Annotated in this window: 16 protein-coding genes; 7 read left to right on the top strand and 9 right to left on the bottom strand. The window is 73.5% G+C overall.

Annotated elements, in window-relative coordinates; genetic code table 11:
- Window positions 1-65: 65 nt before the first annotated feature.
- Genes ACI79Q_RS00900 through ACI79Q_RS00920 form a run of 5 tightly spaced genes read right to left on the bottom strand, consistent with a single transcriptional unit; the run spans window position 66 to window position 4,889 of the window.
- Window positions 66-1,238 carry a branched-chain amino acid ABC transporter permease gene (locus tag ACI79Q_RS00900; protein WP_456613944.1) on the bottom strand — a complete coding sequence of 391 codons (1,173 nt, stop codon included), beginning with the start codon at window positions 1,236-1,238 and terminating at the stop codon, window positions 66-68.
- Entirely contained in the window at window positions 1,235-2,122 is an 888-nt protein-coding gene (locus ACI79Q_RS00905) for a branched-chain amino acid ABC transporter permease (protein ID WP_456599242.1), read from the bottom strand. The genes ACI79Q_RS00900 and ACI79Q_RS00905 overlap by 4 nt, the downstream gene beginning before the upstream one ends.
- Window positions 2,123-2,165: 43 nt before the next feature.
- Window positions 2,166-2,873, bottom strand: a complete 708-nt coding sequence (locus ACI79Q_RS00910) for an ABC transporter ATP-binding protein (RefSeq protein WP_456599241.1) — start codon at window positions 2,871-2,873, stop codon at window positions 2,166-2,168.
- The gene (locus ACI79Q_RS00915) at window positions 2,870-3,670 is read right to left on the bottom strand and encodes an ABC transporter ATP-binding protein (RefSeq protein ID WP_456599240.1); all 801 of its coding nucleotides are present in this window, start codon (window positions 3,668-3,670) and stop codon (window positions 2,870-2,872) included. Before ACI79Q_RS00915 ends, ACI79Q_RS00910 begins: the two co-directional genes overlap by 4 nt.
- Before the next feature lie 4 nt (window positions 3,671-3,674).
- A complete protein-coding gene (locus ACI79Q_RS00920; protein WP_456599239.1) occupies window positions 3,675-4,889 on the bottom strand; it encodes an ABC transporter substrate-binding protein in 1,215 nt (404 codons plus the stop codon).
- Window positions 4,890-5,109: 220 nt separating this feature from the next.
- Here ACI79Q_RS00920 and ACI79Q_RS00925 point away from each other — a divergent pair, with 220 nt between their 5' ends.
- The 4 genes from ACI79Q_RS00925 to ACI79Q_RS00940 are packed head-to-tail and all read left to right on the top strand — an operon-like array spanning window position 5,110 to window position 8,913.
- A complete protein-coding gene (locus tag ACI79Q_RS00925) occupies window positions 5,110-6,156 on the top strand; it encodes a phosphotransferase family protein (protein WP_456613945.1) in 1,047 nt (348 codons plus the stop codon).
- A complete protein-coding gene (locus tag ACI79Q_RS00930) occupies window positions 6,156-6,527 on the top strand; it encodes a DUF6285 domain-containing protein (protein ID WP_456599237.1) in 372 nt (123 codons plus the stop codon). Before ACI79Q_RS00925 ends, ACI79Q_RS00930 begins: the two co-directional genes overlap by 1 nt.
- 32 nt (window positions 6,528-6,559) lie before the next feature.
- A complete protein-coding gene (locus tag ACI79Q_RS00935; RefSeq protein ID WP_456613946.1) occupies window positions 6,560-8,143 on the top strand; it encodes a long-chain-fatty-acid--CoA ligase in 1,584 nt (527 codons plus the stop codon).
- A complete protein-coding gene (locus ACI79Q_RS00940; protein ID WP_456599235.1) occupies window positions 8,140-8,913 on the top strand; it encodes an enoyl-CoA hydratase-related protein in 774 nt (257 codons plus the stop codon). The genes ACI79Q_RS00935 and ACI79Q_RS00940 overlap by 4 nt, the downstream gene beginning before the upstream one ends.
- A gap of 78 nt (window positions 8,914-8,991) precedes the next feature.
- Here the strand turns inward: ACI79Q_RS00940 and ACI79Q_RS00945 are convergent, their stop codons facing one another.
- From ACI79Q_RS00945 to ACI79Q_RS00955, 3 genes are all read right to left on the bottom strand, one after another.
- Window positions 8,992-9,972 carry a phosphotriesterase family protein gene (locus tag ACI79Q_RS00945; protein ID WP_456612091.1) on the bottom strand — a complete coding sequence of 327 codons (981 nt, stop codon included), beginning with the start codon at window positions 9,970-9,972 and terminating at the stop codon, window positions 8,992-8,994.
- A 95-nt stretch (window positions 9,973-10,067) separates the two neighbouring features.
- On the bottom strand, window positions 10,068-11,576 hold the full coding sequence (locus ACI79Q_RS00950; RefSeq protein WP_456599233.1) for a class I adenylate-forming enzyme family protein: 1,509 nt from the start codon (window positions 11,574-11,576) through the stop codon (window positions 10,068-10,070).
- An 82-nt stretch (window positions 11,577-11,658) separates the two neighbouring features.
- The gene (locus ACI79Q_RS00955; RefSeq protein ID WP_456613947.1) at window positions 11,659-12,483 is read right to left on the bottom strand and encodes a sulfite exporter TauE/SafE family protein; all 825 of its coding nucleotides are present in this window, start codon (window positions 12,481-12,483) and stop codon (window positions 11,659-11,661) included.
- Window positions 12,484-12,619: 136 nt separating this feature from the next.
- Between ACI79Q_RS00955 and ACI79Q_RS00960 the strand changes: the two genes are divergently transcribed.
- The gene (locus ACI79Q_RS00960) at window positions 12,620-13,492 is read left to right on the top strand and encodes a polysaccharide deacetylase family protein (RefSeq protein ID WP_456613948.1); all 873 of its coding nucleotides are present in this window, start codon (window positions 12,620-12,622) and stop codon (window positions 13,490-13,492) included.
- 7 nt (window positions 13,493-13,499) lie between these two features.
- Here ACI79Q_RS00960 and ACI79Q_RS00965 read toward each other — a convergent pair whose 3' ends face one another.
- Window positions 13,500-14,474, bottom strand: a complete 975-nt coding sequence (locus ACI79Q_RS00965; protein ID WP_456613949.1) for a patatin-like phospholipase family protein — start codon at window positions 14,472-14,474, stop codon at window positions 13,500-13,502.
- A 160-nt stretch (window positions 14,475-14,634) separates the two neighbouring features.
- Here ACI79Q_RS00965 and ACI79Q_RS00970 point away from each other — a divergent pair, with 160 nt between their 5' ends.
- Both ACI79Q_RS00970 and ACI79Q_RS00975 read left to right on the top strand, forming a co-directional pair.
- Complete coding sequence (locus ACI79Q_RS00970; RefSeq protein WP_456613950.1) at window positions 14,635-16,125, top strand: diguanylate cyclase; 1,491 nt, start codon at window positions 14,635-14,637, stop codon at window positions 16,123-16,125.
- A gap of 103 nt (window positions 16,126-16,228) precedes the next feature.
- Window positions 16,229-16,837, top strand: coding sequence for a TetR/AcrR family transcriptional regulator (locus ACI79Q_RS00975; protein ID WP_456588005.1), 609 nt, complete (start codon window positions 16,229-16,231; stop codon window positions 16,835-16,837).
- The last annotated feature ends 57 nt before the right edge of the window (window positions 16,838-16,894 follow it).

Raw genomic sequence — 16,894 nt, forward strand, 5'->3', positions numbered from 1 at the left:
GGCCTCCTGTTCTGCCGGCGCGGACGACCGGGCCGGCGGGGTCGGGACGGGGGGTCCGGCGGGCGTCAGCCCGCCCGGGCACCCGGTGGGCGCGCCGTCGTGTCCGGCGCGGTGACGGGAGCGGGTGTCTCCGGCGCCCGGCCGCTCAGCGGCCCCCTGCGTCCGGGGATGCGGTCGACCACCGGCCGGAGCACCGCCCGGGACAGCCCGGCGATCCCGTAGGGCATGACGAACATGAAGAGGATCAGCGACAGGCCGTAGACCAGCCCGGCCGCGGCCTGGTTGACGTCGGCCGTCCACTCCGGCACGTAGGTGATGAAGAAGGCGCCGAGCACCGCGCCGCCGATCGTGCCCAGGCCGCCGACGACGATGAGCGAGATGAACGCGATCGCCATGACCAGGCCGAAGGAGTCCGGACCGACGAACTGGACGGCGTAGACGTAGAGCACGCCGCCCACCCCGGCGTAGGCGGCGCTGATGGCGAAGACGGTCGTCTTGGTCCGGGAGCTGCGGACCCCCAGCGTGCGCGCCACCGTCTCGTGGTCGCGCACGGCCACCAGCGAGCGGCCGATGCGGCCGGTGGCCAGCCGCCGGGTGAGCACCCAGGCCACCACGACCGCGACCAGGCACAGCAGGTACACCCACTGGTCGCGCGCCAGCCCGGTCCACTCCGGCGGCTGGGCGGTGAAGACGTTGATCCCCTCCTGGCCCTGGGTGATGCCGTCCAGCCGCTTGATCGCCGCCGGCGTGACGATCGCGAGCGCCAAGGTCACCAGCGCCAGCTGCAGCCCTTGCAGCCGCAGCGCCGGCAGCCCGAAGAGGTACCCCATGACGAACGTCGCGACGACCGCCACCGGCAGGACCGCGAGGTAGTGCCAGCCCTCCTGGATCAGCACCGCTCCGATGTAGGCGCCGGTCGCGAAGAAGGCGCTGTGCCCGAGGGAGATCTGCCCGTTGAAGCCGGTCAGCAGGTTCAGACCCATGCCGACGACCGCGTAGATCATGACCATGCTCAGGTCGAAGTTGACGTAGGGCGGCGAGTACAGCGGCACGAGGACGGCGACCGCCACCACGGCCGAGAAGACGGCGGTGCGCAGCCACGTCGGTGCGTCCAGCGGCGCCTGCGCCTGGCGGAGCAGGGCGAGCCGGCCGGAGAGCGAGCGGCCGGGCGCCGGTGGCCGGGCGCTCGTGCGGGTGCCGGCGCTGGTGCTCGTGCTCGTGCTCGTGCTCGTGCTCATACCCGTGCCACCGTCCTGGTGCCGAAGAGCCCTTCGGGCTTGAGGAGCAGGACGCCCATGATGATCACCAGGGCCACCGCCTGCTTGAAGTCGTTGCCGATGACGTCGACGTAGGTGCCCGCCAGGTTCTCGACCACGCCGACGATGAGACCGCCGACGAGCGCCCCGACCGGGCTGTCGAAGCCGCCCAGCGTCGCCGCGGCGAATGCGTAGAGCAGCATCGCGGCCATCATGTTCGGCTGGAGGAACAGCTGGGGGGCGGCCAGCGAGCCGACCAGGGCCCCGATCGCGGCGGCGAGCCCCCACCCGAGCAGCAGCATCCGCCCCACGGGCACGCCCGACAGGCGGGCCGACTCCGGGTTGTTCGCCGCCGCGCGCATGACCAGCCCCAGCCGGGTGCGCTGGAACAACCAGTAGAGGAGCCCGGCCACGACGGCCACCGTCAGCACGATGCCCAGGGCCTGCCGGGACGCCGCGGCGGGGCCGAGGTCGACCGCGCCCGAGCCGAAGACCGGCGGCACCTCCTTGGTCAGGTAGCCCCACACCCAGCCGGCCCCGCTGGTCAGGCAGAGCATCAGCCCCAGCGTGACGATGATGAGGGAGAGATGCGCCGACGGGCTCGTGCCGAACGGGCGGATGAGCACCCGCTCCACGCCCGCGCCGAAGGCGAAGGCGACCACCATCGCGATCAGGATCGCCACGGCGAGAGGGGTCCCCCACGCGTAGAGCTGCCAGGTGAGGAAGGCCGCGAACATGGCCATCTCGCCCTGCGCGAAGTTGACGATCCCCGAGGCCCGGTACACCAGTACGACGCTCAGCGCGAGCGCCCCGTACAGCGCTCCGGTGGCGATGCCGTCCACCACCTGCTGCAACAGCAGTTCCATGTGTGCTCCTTCGGCCGCACCCGGGGGCAGGGCCGTGTGAGGGTCAGTAGCCGAGGTAGGCCCGGCGGATGTCGTCGTTGTCGCGCAGGTCCGCGGCCCGTCCGGAGGAGACGACCCGGCCGGCCTCGAGCAGCACGGCGGAGCTGCCGATGTCCAGGGCCAGCTGGGCGTTCTGCTCGACCACGAGCATCGCCGTGCCCGTCTCGGCGTTGATCTGCCGCAGCGACTCGAACAGCGAGCGGGTCGTGTTCGGGGCCAGGCCCAGCGACGGCTCGTCGAGCAGGAGCAGCCGGGGCGAGGGCATGAGCGCCCGGGCGATGGCGAGCATCTGCTGCTCGCCGCCGCTGAGACTGCCGGCCTGCTGGTCGCGGCGGTCACCCAGGCGCGGGAAGACCGAGTACCAGTGGTCCAGGTGCCGGCGCTCGTCCCGGTCGGTGCGCAGGTAGGCCCCGACGCGCAGGTTGTCCTGCACCGTCATCGAGCCGAACGTGCCCCGGCCCTGCGGGACGTGCGCGACACCCAGCGCGGCGATGCGCTCGCTGGGCAGCCCGACGAGTTCCTGCCCGTCGAAGCACACCCGGCCGCTGCCGCGGATCATGCCCGACAGCGCCCGGAGCAGCGTGGTCTTCCCCGCCCCGTTGGCGCCGAGCACCACCGCCACCTCCCCGTGGTCCACCGAGAGGCCCACCCCGTGCAGCACCTCGACCGGCCCGTAGCCGGCGTCCAGGTCCTCGACCTCGAGCAGGCTCATGCCGGTGCCCCCAGGTAGGCCTCGACCACGTCGGGGTCCGCGCGCACCTGGTCCGGCGTCCCGTCGGCGATCTTGCGGCCCAGGTTCAGCACCACGACCTGGTCGGAGACCCGCATGACCATCGCCATGTGGTGCTCGACGAGGAGCACCGAGAGGCGGTGTGCGTCGCAGAGCCCCCGGATGGTGTCGGCCAGCTCGAGGACCTCCTCGTGGATGAGCCCGTTGGCCGGCTCGTCGAGCATGAGCAGCCGGGGCCTGGCCATCAGCGCGCGGGCGAGCTCGACCCGCTTGAGGGTCCCGTAGGGCAGGCCGGCGGCCAGGGACGACGAGACGTGCGACAGCCCCAGGTCGTCGAGCAGGGCCCGCGCCCGGTCGATCTCCGCCCGCTCCTCCCGCCGCACCCCCGGCAGCCCCAGCGCGCTCGGCCAGAACCCCGCCCGGGTGCGGTGGTAGCCGCCGGCGAGCACGTTCTCCAGCACCGTCATCGATCCGAACAGGCCCAGGTTCTGGAACGTCCGGGCGATGCCGACCTCGGCGATCTGCTCGGTCCGCAGCGCCAGCAGGTTGCGCCCCTCGAGCTCGATCGCGCCCGAGTCCGGCTCGTACAGACGGCTGATGCAGTTGAACAGCGTCGTCTTCCCGGCACCGTTGGGGCCGATCAGCCCGCAGATGGTGCCCCGGCGGAGGTCGAACGACGGGCCGTCCAGGGCGACGACGCCGCCGAAGCGGAGCTGGACGTCGCGCACGGAGAGGAACGCATCCCCGACCGGGGCGGGGTCCGCGGTGGTCGCCGTCACCGGGTCACCGGGACCGCTCGATGACGTCGCCCTGCAGCTCCCAGGTGGTGCCGTCGAAGGTCATCATCTGCACCTGGGTGGTGGTGTAGGGGTAGTCGGGCGAGGTCTCCATGGTCACGCCGGGGAGGAACAGGTCGGGCGCGACACCCGAGAGGTTCTGGGCGGCGTCGAGCATGTCCTGCCGGGTGCAGCCCTCCATCTGCTCGAGCACCTCCACCATGGCCTGCGCGACGGTGTAGCCGTTCGCCGCCGTGGAGTCGGCGGCCTCGAAGTCCCCGCCGTGCTTCTCCGCGAACGCCTGCCAGGCCTGCATCCCCTCGTCCTCGGCCCAGCCGGGGTCGGAGACGTCCTTGAGCCAGGTGAAGGAGACCGCGTCCACGGCGCCCTCACCGGCCGGCTGCATGACGGCCTGCGCGTGGTTGGTCCCGGAGGTCACCAGGGTCAACGGCTGCCAGCCGATCTCGTGCGCCTTCTTCAGCGACTGCGTCATGAAGGTGCCGGTGGCGTAGTTGAGCCACACGTCGGCGCCGGAGTTGGCGAGGTTGACGACCTGGGAGTCGGCCGATCCACCGGACTGCTCGTAGGCCTGCTCGCTGACGATCTCGACCCCGGTGCCCTCGAACTCCCGCTGGAAGTTCGCCAGCATGCCCTTTCCGAAGCCGTCGTTCTGGTAGAGCAGGCCGACCTTCGCCTGGGGGTTCTGCTCCAGCACGTAGTCGGCCATGACCTGGGCCTCGAACTCGTACTGCGGGAGGAACCCCATGGACCAGTACTCGTCCTGGGCCATGAACTCGTCCGTGCCCGTCATGGCGAAGAGGTTGGGCACGCCGTTGCCGGCGACGTAGTCGCCGATGGCGAGGTTGGGCGAGGTGCCCAGGACGTTCATCATCGCGAACACCTGGTCCTGCTCGACCAGGGTGCGCGTGTTGCTGACCGTGCGCGCCGGGTCGTAGGCGTCGTCCATCGCCCGGTACTCCACGGTGCGGGTCACCCCGTCGCCCATCTCCACGCCACCGGCGGCGTTGAGGTCCTCGAAGTACGCCTGGGCGGCCCGGCCGATGGAGCCGTACACCGCGCCCGCGCCGGACATGGGCAGGCTCGAGCCGATCCGGATCGTGGAGTCGGTGATCCCGGGGTCGCACTCGCCCCCGTCGGCGGAGGCGGCCGTGCTGTCGGCGCGCCCTCCGCAGGCGGTCAGCACGAGAGCGGCGCAGGTCATGGCGACGACGGGACGACGGCGGCTCAAGGCAACCTCCACTGTTGGGCGGAAACCGCCTCAGACGCGGCTCCACGGGTTGGACGCTCACTGAGCGAGCGCTACATAGGACAATGCAAACTGTGATCCATGTCAACCCCTTGCGCCGGTCCGACGTGATCCCGTTCACTGGCTGCGGCCGCTGGAGTCGCGTGCCCTGAGCGAGCGTTCAAGGAAGGTGCCCGTGGAGGTGGCGGCGATGCGGCCGGAGGTGGCCGTCGGCGGCGAACCGTCGGAGGTGGACCGGCTGGCGGTCGCGCTCGGGCGCCGGCTGGCGGAGGTCCTCGGGCGTCCGGTCACCGTGCGCGATCTGCGCCGGTTGTCCGGCGGTGCGAGCCGCGAGACGTGGACGCTCACCGCGGCAGGCGACGAGGGGTCCGGCCCGCGGCTCGTCCTCCGGCGGGACCCGCCGTCGGAACCGCGCCCCGACGAGATGCGGCGCGAGGCGCTCGCGATCGGTGCCGCCCGTCGGCACGGCGTCCCGGTCCCCGAGCTGCTCGACTGGTCGGCCGACGCGGAGGTCCTGGGCGCCCCCTACCTGCTCATGTCCTTCGTCGAGGGCGAGACGATCGCCCGCCGGATCCTCCGCGACGACCGGTACGCGCCCGCCCGGGAAGTGCTCGCCGCCGACCTGGGTCGCGCCGCCGCACGCATCCACGGCATCGCCGCCGACCAGGTCCCGGACATCCCCCGGGTCGACCTCGTCGAGGACCTCCGGGCGCGGTACGAGGCCGTCGGTGTCGCCCGGCCGGTGCTGGAGCTGGCGTTCGCCTGGCTCGCGGCATCGCGGCCCGGACCTGCCGCTGACCCGTGCCTGGTGCACGGCGACTTCCGGCTCGGCAACGTGATCGTGGGCCCCACCGGGCTGCGGGCCGTCCTCGACTGGGAGCTCGTGCACCGGGGGGACCCGATGGAGGACCTCGGCTACCTGAGCATCCGCGCCTGGCGGTTCGGCGGCCCGCGGCCGGTCGCCGGCGTGGGCGGGTTCCGCCAGCTGTTCGACGCCTACGAGGAGGCCGGCGGCGCACGCCCGGATCCCGAGGTCGTCCACTGGTGGCAGGTCGCGGGCACCCTCAACTGGGGCGTGGGATCGATGGTGCAGGCGCAGCGGCACTTCTCCGGGGCGACCCGCTCCGTGGAGCTCGCGGCCATCGGCCGGCGGGTCGCCGAGCAGGAGTTCGACCTGCTCCGCATGCTCGGCCGCCGCACCGCCGACGGGAGGCCGGCCTGATGCTGCACACGTTCCCCGACGCCCGCGAGGTCGTCGTCGCCGTCCGGGAGTTCCTGGAGCGCGAGGTGATGCCCGGGACCACCGGCACGCTCTCCTTCCAGGCCCGCGTCGCCGCCAACCTGCTGGCCGCACTGGAACGCGAACTCGAGCTCGGCCCCGCCGCGCAGGCCCGGTACGAGCAGCTGCTCGCCGACCTCGGCGTGCGCGACGAGACGGAGCTGGCCGAGCGCATCCGGGTCGGCGACGTCGACGTCGCCGACCCGGACCTGGCCGCCGCGCTCCACGCGATGACCACCGACCGGCTGCTGGTCTGGAACCCGCAGCACCTCTCCGACGACATCGACGACGACCCGCGGACGGCCACCCGGTGACCGTCCGCACCAGCAGGGAGGACACGACAGGCATGGACACCGCCCACCACCCGCAGCAGCGGCTCACCTGGGTGCACCAGGTCGCCAAGCACGCCGCCACCCACCCGGAGCGCGCGGCGCTGCGCTTCCGCGGCGCGACGACGACCTGGCGGGAGCTCGAGGACCGGACCCGGCGGCTCGCGCGGGCGCTCGAGGACCGCGGGGTCGGCGCCGGTGACCGGGTGCTGATGCTGCTCACCAACCGCCCGGAGTTCGTCGAGACCTTGATCGCGGTCAACCGGCTCGGCGCGATCGCCGTCCCGGTGAACTTCCGCCTGGTCGCCACCGAGGTGGCCTTCCTCGCCGAGAACTCCGGCTCCTGCGCGGTCGTCGTCGAGGAGCCGTTGGCGCCCCTGGTCGCCGGTGTCCGGGCCGACCGGGCGGGCGGGCTGCCCTGCCTCGTCGTCGGGGAGGACGTCGCCGGTGCCGGCCCCGGTGCCGAGCGCTACGAGGAGGTGCTCACCGGCTCCGAGCCGCACCCCGCGGCCGGCCCCGACCGGCTCGAGGACGTCGCCTTCATCATGTACACCTCCGGCACGACCGGGCTGCCCAAGGGGGCGATGCTCACCTACGAGAACCTGCTGGGGCAGACGCTCACGCTGGTGCAGGCGTTCCGCCTGGTCCGGGACGACGAGATCAGCCTCGTCACCTCGCCGATGTTCCACATCGCCGCCGTCGGCGCGCTCGTGCCGAACCTCGTCCTCGGCTTCACGACCGTGATCACCCCCACCGGGGCATTCGATCCCGAGGCGTTCCTGGACCTGCTCGAGGCCGAGGGCGCCACCAGCGCCTTCCTGGTCCCGACGCAGTGGCAGGCGGTCTGCGCCAGCCCCACCATCCCCGGCCGGGACATCCGGCTGCGGAGCATGGCCTGGGGTGCGGCGCCGGCCACCCCGGCGGTGCTGCGCGCCATGGCCGAGGCGTTCCCCGGCGTGCCGAACGTGTGCACCTTCGGGCAGACGGAGATGTCGCCGATCACCACCGTGCTCCCCGGCGAGGACGCCATCACCAAGATCGGCTCCATCGGCAAGCCGGTGCCGCTGGTGTCCGTGCGCGTCGTGGACCCGGCGATGGAGGACGTCCCCCAGGGCGAGATCGGCGAGATCGTCTACCGCGGACCGCAGACCATGGTGGGCTACTGGAACAACCCGACGGCGACCGAGGAGGCCTTCCGCGGCGGCTGGTTCCACTCCGGCGACCTCGTGCGCGTCGACGAGGACGGCTTCTACTACGTCGTCGACCGCCTCAAGGACATGATCATCTCCGGCGGGGAGAACATCTACAGCGCCGAGGTGGAGGCCGTGATCGCCGACCACCCGAAGGTGCGTGAGGTCGCCCTCGTGGGCGGGCCGCACCCCCGGTGGGGCGAGACGCCCGTCGCCGTGGTGGTCCCGCACGACCCCGCCGACCCGCCGGCCGAGCGCGAGCTGATCGACTTCTGCGGCACGCGCCTCGCGTCGTACAAGAAGCCCACCAAGGTGGTGGTGCTCGACGAGCTGCCGCGCAACGCCTCGGGGAAGATCCTCAAGTCCCCGCTGCGCGAGCAGGTGCGGCGCGACGCCCTGGTGACGCAGTGACCGCCGGCACCGCGACCAGCGGTCTCGAGCGCAGCGTCACCGACGGCGTGCTGCGCCTGGTCCTGGACCGGCCGCAGTCGCTCAACGCCGTCACCACCGAGCTGCTCGAGGACCTCGCCGCGACGGTGACCGCCGCCGGCCGGGACCCCGGCATCCGCGCGGTGTCCCTCACCGGCGCCGGGCGGGCCTTCTCCTCCGGCGCCGACCTGGGCGGCTCGGAGGAGGAGGTCTCCGTGCAGGCGGCCAACCGGGCCGTCCGGGCGATCCGCGACGTCCCGGTACCCGTGCTGGCCCTGGTGCACGGCCCCGCGGCGGGCGTCGGCTGCTCGCTGGCGCTGGCCTGCGACCTGGTGGTGATGAGCCGGTCGGCGTACCTCATGCTCGCCTTCACCCGGATCGGCCTGATGCCCGACGGCGGCGCCACCGCGCTGGTCGCCGCCTCCGCCGGACGGGGGCGCGCCATGCGGATGGCCCTGCTGGCCGAGAAGATGCCCGCCGAGGAGGCCCTGGCGTGCGGTCTGGCCGCCCTGGTGGTCGACGACGACCGCTTGCAGGCCGACGGGGCCGAGCTGGCCGCCCGCCTGGCAGCCGGCCCCCCCGCCGCGCTCGCCCGGACCAAGGCGGCGATCAACGCGGCGAGCCTGGGCGAGCTCGAGCCGGCCCTGGAGCGGGAGGCGTCCGGGCAGGCCGAGCTGGCCGCGACGGCCGATTTCGCCGAGGGGGTCGCGGCCTTCCTGGGCCGGCGCCCGCCGGTGTTCACCGGCCGCTGAGCGCGGACACGGCCACCGGACGCCCCGCGGGGATCCGGTGGCCGTGTCGCCGGACGGCGCCCGGGTGGCCCGCCCGCCCTACTCGAAGTAGCGCCGTGGCGTGTCGACCAGCATCTGGCGGAGCTGCTCCTCGGTCATCCCGCGCTCGCGCAGCATCGGCAGCACGTCCCTGCTGATGTGCGTGTAGTTCCAGTTCGGCGCGATCTGCTGCTTCGCGGCCTGCCCCTCGGCGCCCGGGAAGTAGTCGATGTAGCAGCTGGCGTCGTGGGCGAGCACCATCCGGTCGGCGTAGCCCCGCTCGGCCAGCGCGACGATGGTGTCCACCCGCGAGGAGGTCGGGTTGTAGATGTCGAGGCCGAACCGGTCCATGCCGAGCAGGCAGCCGGCCTCGGCCAGTTCGCTCAGGTAGTCGAGGTCGTTGCTGTCCCCGGCGTGCCCGATGACGACCTTGGTGAGGTCCACGCCCTCCTCGCCGAAGACCTGCACCGCCAGCCGGCCGGCGCCGGTGTGCGACGAGGTGTGCACGGTGATCGGCGCGCCCGTCTCCCGGTGGGTCGCGGCGACGGCGCGCACGGTCCGCTCGACGCCCGACGTGAGCCCCTTCGCCTCGATGACGCACTTGAGGAACGCGGCCTTCACCCCGGTGCCGGCGATGCCATCGCGGATGTCGCCGGTGAAGTCGTCGACCATCGGGTCACGCGGCAGGTCGAGCAGCAGCCCCGGGCCGCGGTGCTCGTACTGGTGCGGGATCTCGTCGTAGGTGTAGAGCCCGGTCGCCACGACGATGTTGATGTCGGTCTGCTCGGCGACCCGCTGCACCCGCGGGATGTAGCGCCCCAGTCCCCACACCGTCGGGTCGACGATCGTGTCGATGCCCAGCGCCTTGAGCTCGTTCAGCTGGTCGACCGCGTCGGCGACCCGCTCGTCCTCGTCCCACCAGTCGCCGGTGCCGTAGTTCTGCACGTGCTCGGTCGAGAGCACGAACACGTGCTCGTGCATGAGGGTCGCACCGAGCTCGGCGGTGTCGATCGGGCCACGGACGGTCTCGACGGTGGGCACTGCGGGGCCTCCCAGGTGTTGTGCGGTGTTCCGGACGGCCACCCTTCGGGGCCCGCGCCGAGCGGGCGAGGCGTGGGGGGAAGGGTGGTCCTTCTTCAGCGGGGTGAGTGGGCGGTCTGCCAGTCCGTCTGCTCGCGCAGCGGCGGCTTGAGCACCTTGCCGCCGGGGTTGCGCGGCAGCGGATCGGCGCGCACGGAGACGAACTGCGGCACCTTGAAGTCGGCGAGCCGCTCACGGGCGAAGGCCAGCAGGCCGGCCGGGTCGAGCTCCTGCCCCGGACGCGGGACGACGACGGCGCCGACCTTCTCCCCCATCATCGGGTCGGGCACGCCGACGACGGCGACCTCGCCCACGGCGGGGTGGGCGGCCAGGGCGTTCTCCACCTCGACGCAGTACACGTTCTCCCCGCCGCGGTTGATCATGTCCTTCTTGCGGTCGACGACGTACACGAGCCCCTCGTCGTCGATGCGGGCCAGGTCGCCGCTGTGCAGCCACCCGTCGACGAAGGTCTCCGCCGTCTGCTCGGGCTTGCGCCAGTAGCCGGCGACCACGTTCGGGCCGCGGATCAGCAGCTCTCCCACACCGGTGGCCGGGTCCGGATCGGCCACGTCGAGGTCGACGACGGGGGCGGCGAACCCGACGGAGTCGGCGTGCTCGGCGGCGTACTCGTCGGGCAGGTAGGTCGAGACCGAGGACGTCTCGGTCAGGCCGAAGCCGTTGCCCACCCGGGCCGTCGGGAACGCCGCCTTGATGCGGTGCACCAGGTCCGGGGCGATCGGCGCGCCGCCGTAGCTGACCGCCCGCACCGACGAGGTGTCCACGTCGGCGAAACCGGGCTGCTGGAGCGCCAGCCAGTAGATCGCCGGGACGGTGGTGAGCACGGAGATGCGCTCCTCCTCGATCGCCCGCAGGAAGGCGCCGACCTCGAACGCCGGCATGATCACCGACGTCCCGGCCAGCGCGGTGACGACCAGCAGCTGGGAGTTGCACCCGGTCACGTGGAAGAGCGGCACCGAGATCAGCGTCGAGAGCCGCTCGTCCCGCGGCAGCCCGAGGCAGCGCAGGCAGGTCTCGACGTTGGACAGGAAGTTCTCGTGGGTGGTCATCGCACCCTTGGGGAAGCCGGTCGTGCCGCTGGTGTAGAAGATCCCGGCCAGGTCGGTGTGCCCCTGGTCGGTGACGGCGAGCGGCTCGCCGTCGGGCAGTGCCGCGCCGGGCCCGACGACGAGCGCGGCACCGGAGTCCTCGACGACGTAGCGCACCTCCGGCTCGGCGAACCGGGTGTTGACCGGGACGACGACGGCGCCGGCGAGCAGCGTCCCCCAGAAGGCGAGCACCCAGTCGGTGCCGTTGCCCAGCCGGTTCGCCACCCGGTCGCCCGGCGCCACCCCGGCCGCCCGGAGCCCGCCGGCGACGCGGGACGCCCGCTCCCACAGCTCCCGGTAGGTGACGCGCTCGCCGCCGAGCTCGACCAGCGCCTCGGCGTCGGGGTGGGCATCGACGGCGGCGCGCAGCAGCTGCACCAGGTTCTGCGGCAGGCCGGTGTAGCGGCGGATGCCGTCCGGCCCGGTCCCGCTGCCGCCCCGGTCGAAGGGATAGGGCATCCGAACCTCCCGCTGACCTCGCCGTCCGCGTCGTCCCGGCAGTCTGTCGGCGGGCGACCCGGCTGTCCACCGGTCCGCCGGGTCAGTCGACGAGCGGACGGATGTTCTCGGCCCAGACGTCCCAGCCGAGCCGGCCGATCAGCGCGGTGACGACCACGAGGAAGACGACGCGGATGAAGCCGCTGCCGCGGGTGGTCGCAGTGCGCGAGCCCAGGTAGCCACCGAGCATGTTGGCGGCGCCCATCAGGATGCCGAGGCCCCAGAACACCGCTCCGTAGGGCACGAAGAAGACCAGGGCGCCCAGGTTGGTGGCGACGTTGACGATCTTGGCCTTGGCGCTGGCGTGCAGGAAGTCGTAGCCCAGGAGCGACACCAGCGCGAACACCAGGAAGGAGCCGGTCCCGGGGCCGAGGATGCCGTCGTAGAACCCGATGGCCGCACCGACCGCCGCGGCGACGCCGTGGTGCCGCCGCCCGCTGTACCGCAGCTCGGTCACCTCGCCGAGCGACGGCCGCAGCAGCGTGAAGGCGGCGATGCCGACGAGCGCGACGACGATGACCGGTTTGAAGACCGCGGCCGGGAGCGCCGCGGCCACCGAGGCCCCCGCGATGCTGCCCACCAGGGCCACCCCGGCCATCGGCAGGGCGGTCCGCAGGTCGGGGTGGACCCGGCGGTAGTAGGTGACGGCGCTGGTCGTGGTGCCGAACACCGACGCCAGCTTGTTGGTGGCCAGCGCCTGCACGGGGCTCATCCCCGGGACGAGCAGCAGCGCGGGCAGCTGCACGAGACCGCCGCCCCCGACCACGGCGTCGATCCACCCGGCCGTCAGCGCGGCGAGCAGCAGGAGCAGGAAGACGCCGCCGGTGAGCCCCTCGGGCAGCAGCCCGCCCGGGAGGAGAGCGTCCATCCGGCCCCGCACCTCCTCGTCCCCGGCCCGCCCCGGGCTCGCCCCGAGCACGGTAGGGGCCCGCCGGCGGCACCCGTCAGCGGGGTCCGCGGTCGGCCTCCTTGCCCCGGCGGCAGCTGCCCGCGAGGGTGGGGCCGTGCGCAGACGGACGTTCCTCGCCGCGGCCGGGGCCACCCTGCTCGGGGCCTGCTCCAGCCCGGCCGCCGACCGCTCGGCCGCTCCCACCGGGCGCAGCCCCCGCACGTCGCGACCGGGCACGCCGACGCCGGCGGACACGCCGGCTCCGTCCAGCGCTCCGCCGACCCCGGCGACCGCGGAGGAGTTGCTGGCCCGGTCGACCGTGCCGGTGCTCTGCTTCCACCAGCTGCGCGAGTTCCGCGCCGAGGACAGCGCGTACGCCCGCACGATGATCACCCCGCCGGCGGCCTTCCGAGCCCAGCTGCAGGCGCTGCGCGACGGTGGCCGCACCCCGATCGGCGTCCCGGAGCTCCTGGACCACCTGCAGTTCGGCGCACCGCTGCCCGACCGGCCCGTCGTGCTCACCTTCGACGACGGCTCGGCGACCCACCACTCGGTGGGCCTCCCCGTGCTCCAGGAGTTCGGCTACCCGGCGGCCTTCTTCCCGATGACCGTGGTCCTCGGCAAGGCGGACTGGCTCAGCGCCGAGCAGCTGCGCGAGCTGGACCGGGCCGGCATGACCATCGGTGCGCACACCTGGGACCACCAGCGGGTCGACCGGCTGACCGGCGACGAGTGGGCGACGCAGCTGGACCAGCCACGGGCCGAGCTGGGCGAGATCCTCGGGCACCCGGTGGAGGTGCTGGCCTACCCGCACGGGATGTGGTCGCCGGAGGCGCTGCCCCACGTGGCAGCGGCCGGCTACCGGGCGGCGTTCCAGCTCGCCGATCCCCAGGACCCGGCGTACCCGCTGCTGACCATCCGGCGGATCATGCCGCCGCCGACCTGGGACGGCCCCACGCTGCTCGCCCAGCTGGACGCCTCGTTCTGACCGGGGATCAGCCGCGGCCGGCGGCCGCGCGGAGCAGCACGGCAACCTCCGGTTTGGCCGCGTGGGCCCCCGCCGTCAGGAACGACTGCTGCACGACCTCGTCCAGCCGGGCGCGCGACATCATGTCGTTGCCCATCACCAGCTGCTCACCGGGCCCGGGCCGGAAGACGACCGTCGCGACGCCGTCGGCCTCGAGCGCCCGCACCTCGCGCTGCAGCAGTCGGTCCGAGTAGCGGCGGGCCGCCGGGACCACGCCGGGCCGCCACCCGGTGGGACCGCTCATCGGCGCGACGACGACGACGAGGTCCAGCCCCTGCCCGCGCAGGACGGCGGCGTTGGTCGGTGAGTGCGCACCGCCGTCGACGTAGTCGTGCCGCCCGACCGTGACCGGGGCGAAGTAGCCCGGCACCGCGCACGAGGCTCCGACGGCCAGGTGCAGCGGCGCCTCCGGCGCACCTGGGCGGCCGAACACGACGCGGCGACCGTCCCGCCGGCGCACTGCGCACACCCACAGGTCGCGGTCGGGCCAGCCCGGGCCGGCCAGCTCCCGGAGCGTCGCCAGCTGCTCGACGACGTCGCGCCGCCCCGGCGCCAGGAGCGCCATGCCCGCGGCCATCGGGCGGAACTGCAGCGGCCGGGTGAGCGCCCGCTGCACCATGTGCCGCCCGGGCAGCCGCAGCGGGCGGCGTACCAGCTCCCAGGGCCGGAACGGCGCGAGCTCGGGCACCGACGCCTCGGCCACCTGCCGGAGCACGGCGTCGTCGCCGGACAGCGGTGCCTTCACCGTCCACGCGGCGAGGTCCTCGGCGGCGACGCCCAGCCGCAGGAGGGCGCCGGTGATCGAGCCGGCCGACGTCCCGACGATCATGTCGGCCGTCCGCGCGTCGAAGCCCACGTCGTGCTGCAGCACGGCCAGCACGCCCGAGTGGTAGGCCTGCCCGACGACGCCGCCCCCGCCCAGCACCAGACCCACGCGCGCCACGGCCCCGAGCCTGCCACCCGCCGGGACTGCGGGCAGGTCGTCCTCCGCCCGGCCTGTGCCGGCTCACCCGTACGAGGTGGCCGGCACCCGCGGGCCGCGTCGTAGCTCAAGGTCGGCCGGGAACACCCGATGGGACTGCGTCGGCCGGAAGGGGCGCGAGGTGGCACACGACAGTACGAGCACCAGCTCGGGGGTGCGGCGCAGCCGGGGTGCCCTCGTGGTGTCCGGCCTGCTGGTCGGGGTGATGGGTGTGCTCGGGCTGGTGTCCACGCACGCGGCCGGCGCGCTCGCGATCGACCAGCACCGGGAGGACCGCGTCCAGCAGGTGGCGGTCCTCGGTCAGCTGACGGCCCAGACCGTGCGGGACGGCTTCGTCCAGCTGGCCTCGGTCATGACGGTCCAGGAGCAGTCCGGCGTCCCGCCGTTCAGCGCCACGCCCACGGACGGGCCGGCTGCGGAACAGGACGCCGCGCGGATCCAGAAGATCGTCGTCACCTCGGGCGGCGCCATGGACCTCGGTGCCGCCGTCTTCAACACCCGCGGTCAGATCGTGGCGTCCTACGCGCCCACCGGCGACGCCGCCTCCCCCACCGACCCGGGGTTCGAGCCGTTGGTCGCGGCGGTCCGCGATCCGGCAGCCGGCGAGGTCCCGCTGTCCGGGATCGTGACCATCGGCGCCGAGCCCGCCCTCGCGCTGGGTGCCCCGGTCCGGCTGTCCGACGGGAGCGCCGGCCTGTTCGTCTGCTTCTGGTCGGCTCGCGAGACCAGCACCGAGTACTTCACCGCCGGGGAGGGCGAGGGCTGGATCGTCGACGCCGCCGGGCTCGTCGTCGGCGCCCCGGAGCCGGAGCTGATCGGGGCCCCGCTGCCCTACCCCGAGGTGCTGGCGGCCGCGCGCACCGGCGGCGGGAACGGCATCGTGGACACCGACGAGAGCGGCACCGACCACGTCAGCGCCTGGCAGCGCGTCGACGGCACCAGCTGGCTGGTGTTCAGCGTGCAGACCCGGGAGGCCTTCCAGGGGCACCTGGAGCGGGCCAGCCTGCGCAGCCAGCTGCTCGTGCTGGCCCTGCTGCTGACCACCGGGACCGCGCTGGTCGTGCTGAGCCGTCGCCGGGAACAGGCGATGGCGGTGATCGCCTCGACCGACGAGCTCACCAGGATCCACAACCGACGGGGCTGGTTCGAGCTGGCGGAGCTGGAGCTGGCCCGGGCCGCCCGGGCCGGCGAGACGCGGCTGGCCGTCTTCCTCGACCTCGACGGCCTCAAGCAGGTGAACGACGTCCTGGGTCACGAGGAGGGCGACCGGGCCATCGCCTCGGCCGCGGCGGTGCTGCGGGCGGCGTGCCGGTCCGGCGACGTCCTCGGCCGGCTCGGGGGGGACGAGTTCGTCGTCCTCCTCGGCGACGGCGCGGACGCGGCCACCGCCCGTTCGCGGGTGCAGGACGCGCTCGACTCCTTCAACGCCGGCTCCAGCGCCGCCTTCGAGCTCCGGTTCTCCATCGGCGCCGAGCTCTGGGACCCGCGGGAGCCGTGCTCGGTGGAGGACCTGGTCCGCCGCGCCGACGAGCGGATGTACGCCGACAAGCAGTCGCGCACCGACCGCTACGACAACCTCATCCGCGTACCGGCGAATACCGCGGCGGGCTGACCGACCACCTGCCTGCGACGAGCGGGCGCGAGGTCCTGCCGCCAACACGCTGCAAGATATGCAAACTTGCAGTCAGTGCATTATTCGTGCATGCTCCCATGATGTGACCGACGGCCTGCGCGAGCGGAAGAAGCTCGCCACCCGGCTGGCGCTGCACCGGGCCGCGCTCGAGCTCGTCGCCGAACGCGGGCTGGACGCCGTGTCGGTCGAGGAGATCGCCGACCGCGCCGAGGTCTCCCCCCGCACCTTCTTCAACTACTTCGCCACGAAGGTCGACGCGGTGGTGGGCCTCGACCCCGCGGACCTCACGAAGGTCGCCTCAGAGTTCGCCGATCGCCCGGCCGCCGAGACCCCGGTCGAGGCGCTGCGCGCGGTCCACCGGCAGCGGGCGCGGGAGATGGCCGACGAGTCCGCGCTGTGGCCGCTGCGCATGACGGTGATCGATGCCCATCCCCCGCTCGTCCAGCGGCTGGTCGCCGCGTTCGGCGAGTCCGAGCGGGCGCTGGCCGCGGCGATCGCCGAGCGCACCGGCACCCGGGTGGACGCCGACGTCTACCCGACCTTGCTGGCCTCGGTGCAGGCCTGCGCCATGCGGGTGTCGCTGCAACGGTGGCTGGCCACGGATTTCACCGCCTCGCTGCCCGACCTCGTCGACGAGGCCTGGGACGTCCTCACCGCCGGGCTGCCCGCCCCGCCTCCTGCGACCCGCTGACCCGCCGCGGACACCGCCGTCCGCACCCCCGACCCGAGCCGCCGCTGCGCCTGCAGC

Source organism: Blastococcus sp. SYSU DS0828 (assembly GCF_054050975.1).

Excerpts from the sequence above, each read along its gene's own strand:
- ACI79Q_RS00900 (WP_456613944.1), bottom strand. The coding sequence starts at position 1,238 with ATGAGCACGAGCACGAGCACGAGCACGAGCACCAGCGCCGGCACCCGC.
- ACI79Q_RS00950 (WP_456599233.1), bottom strand. The coding sequence starts at position 11,576 with ATGCCCTATCCCTTCGACCGGGGCGGCAGCGGGACCGGGCCGGACGGC.
- ACI79Q_RS00955 (WP_456613947.1), bottom strand. The coding sequence starts at position 12,483 with ATGGACGCTCTCCTCCCGGGCGGGCTGCTGCCCGAGGGGCTCACCGGC.
- ACI79Q_RS00930 (WP_456599237.1), top strand. The coding sequence starts at position 6,156 with ATGCTGCACACGTTCCCCGACGCCCGCGAGGTCGTCGTCGCCGTCCGG.
- ACI79Q_RS00935 (WP_456613946.1), top strand. The coding sequence starts at position 6,560 with ATGGACACCGCCCACCACCCGCAGCAGCGGCTCACCTGGGTGCACCAG.
- ACI79Q_RS00920 (WP_456599239.1), bottom strand. The coding sequence starts at position 4,889 with ATGACCTGCGCCGCTCTCGTGCTGACCGCCTGCGGAGGGCGCGCCGAC.
- ACI79Q_RS00910 (WP_456599241.1), bottom strand. The coding sequence starts at position 2,873 with ATGAGCCTGCTCGAGGTCGAGGACCTGGACGCCGGCTACGGGCCGGTC.
- ACI79Q_RS00905 (WP_456599242.1), bottom strand. The coding sequence starts at position 2,122 with ATGGAACTGCTGTTGCAGCAGGTGGTGGACGGCATCGCCACCGGAGCG.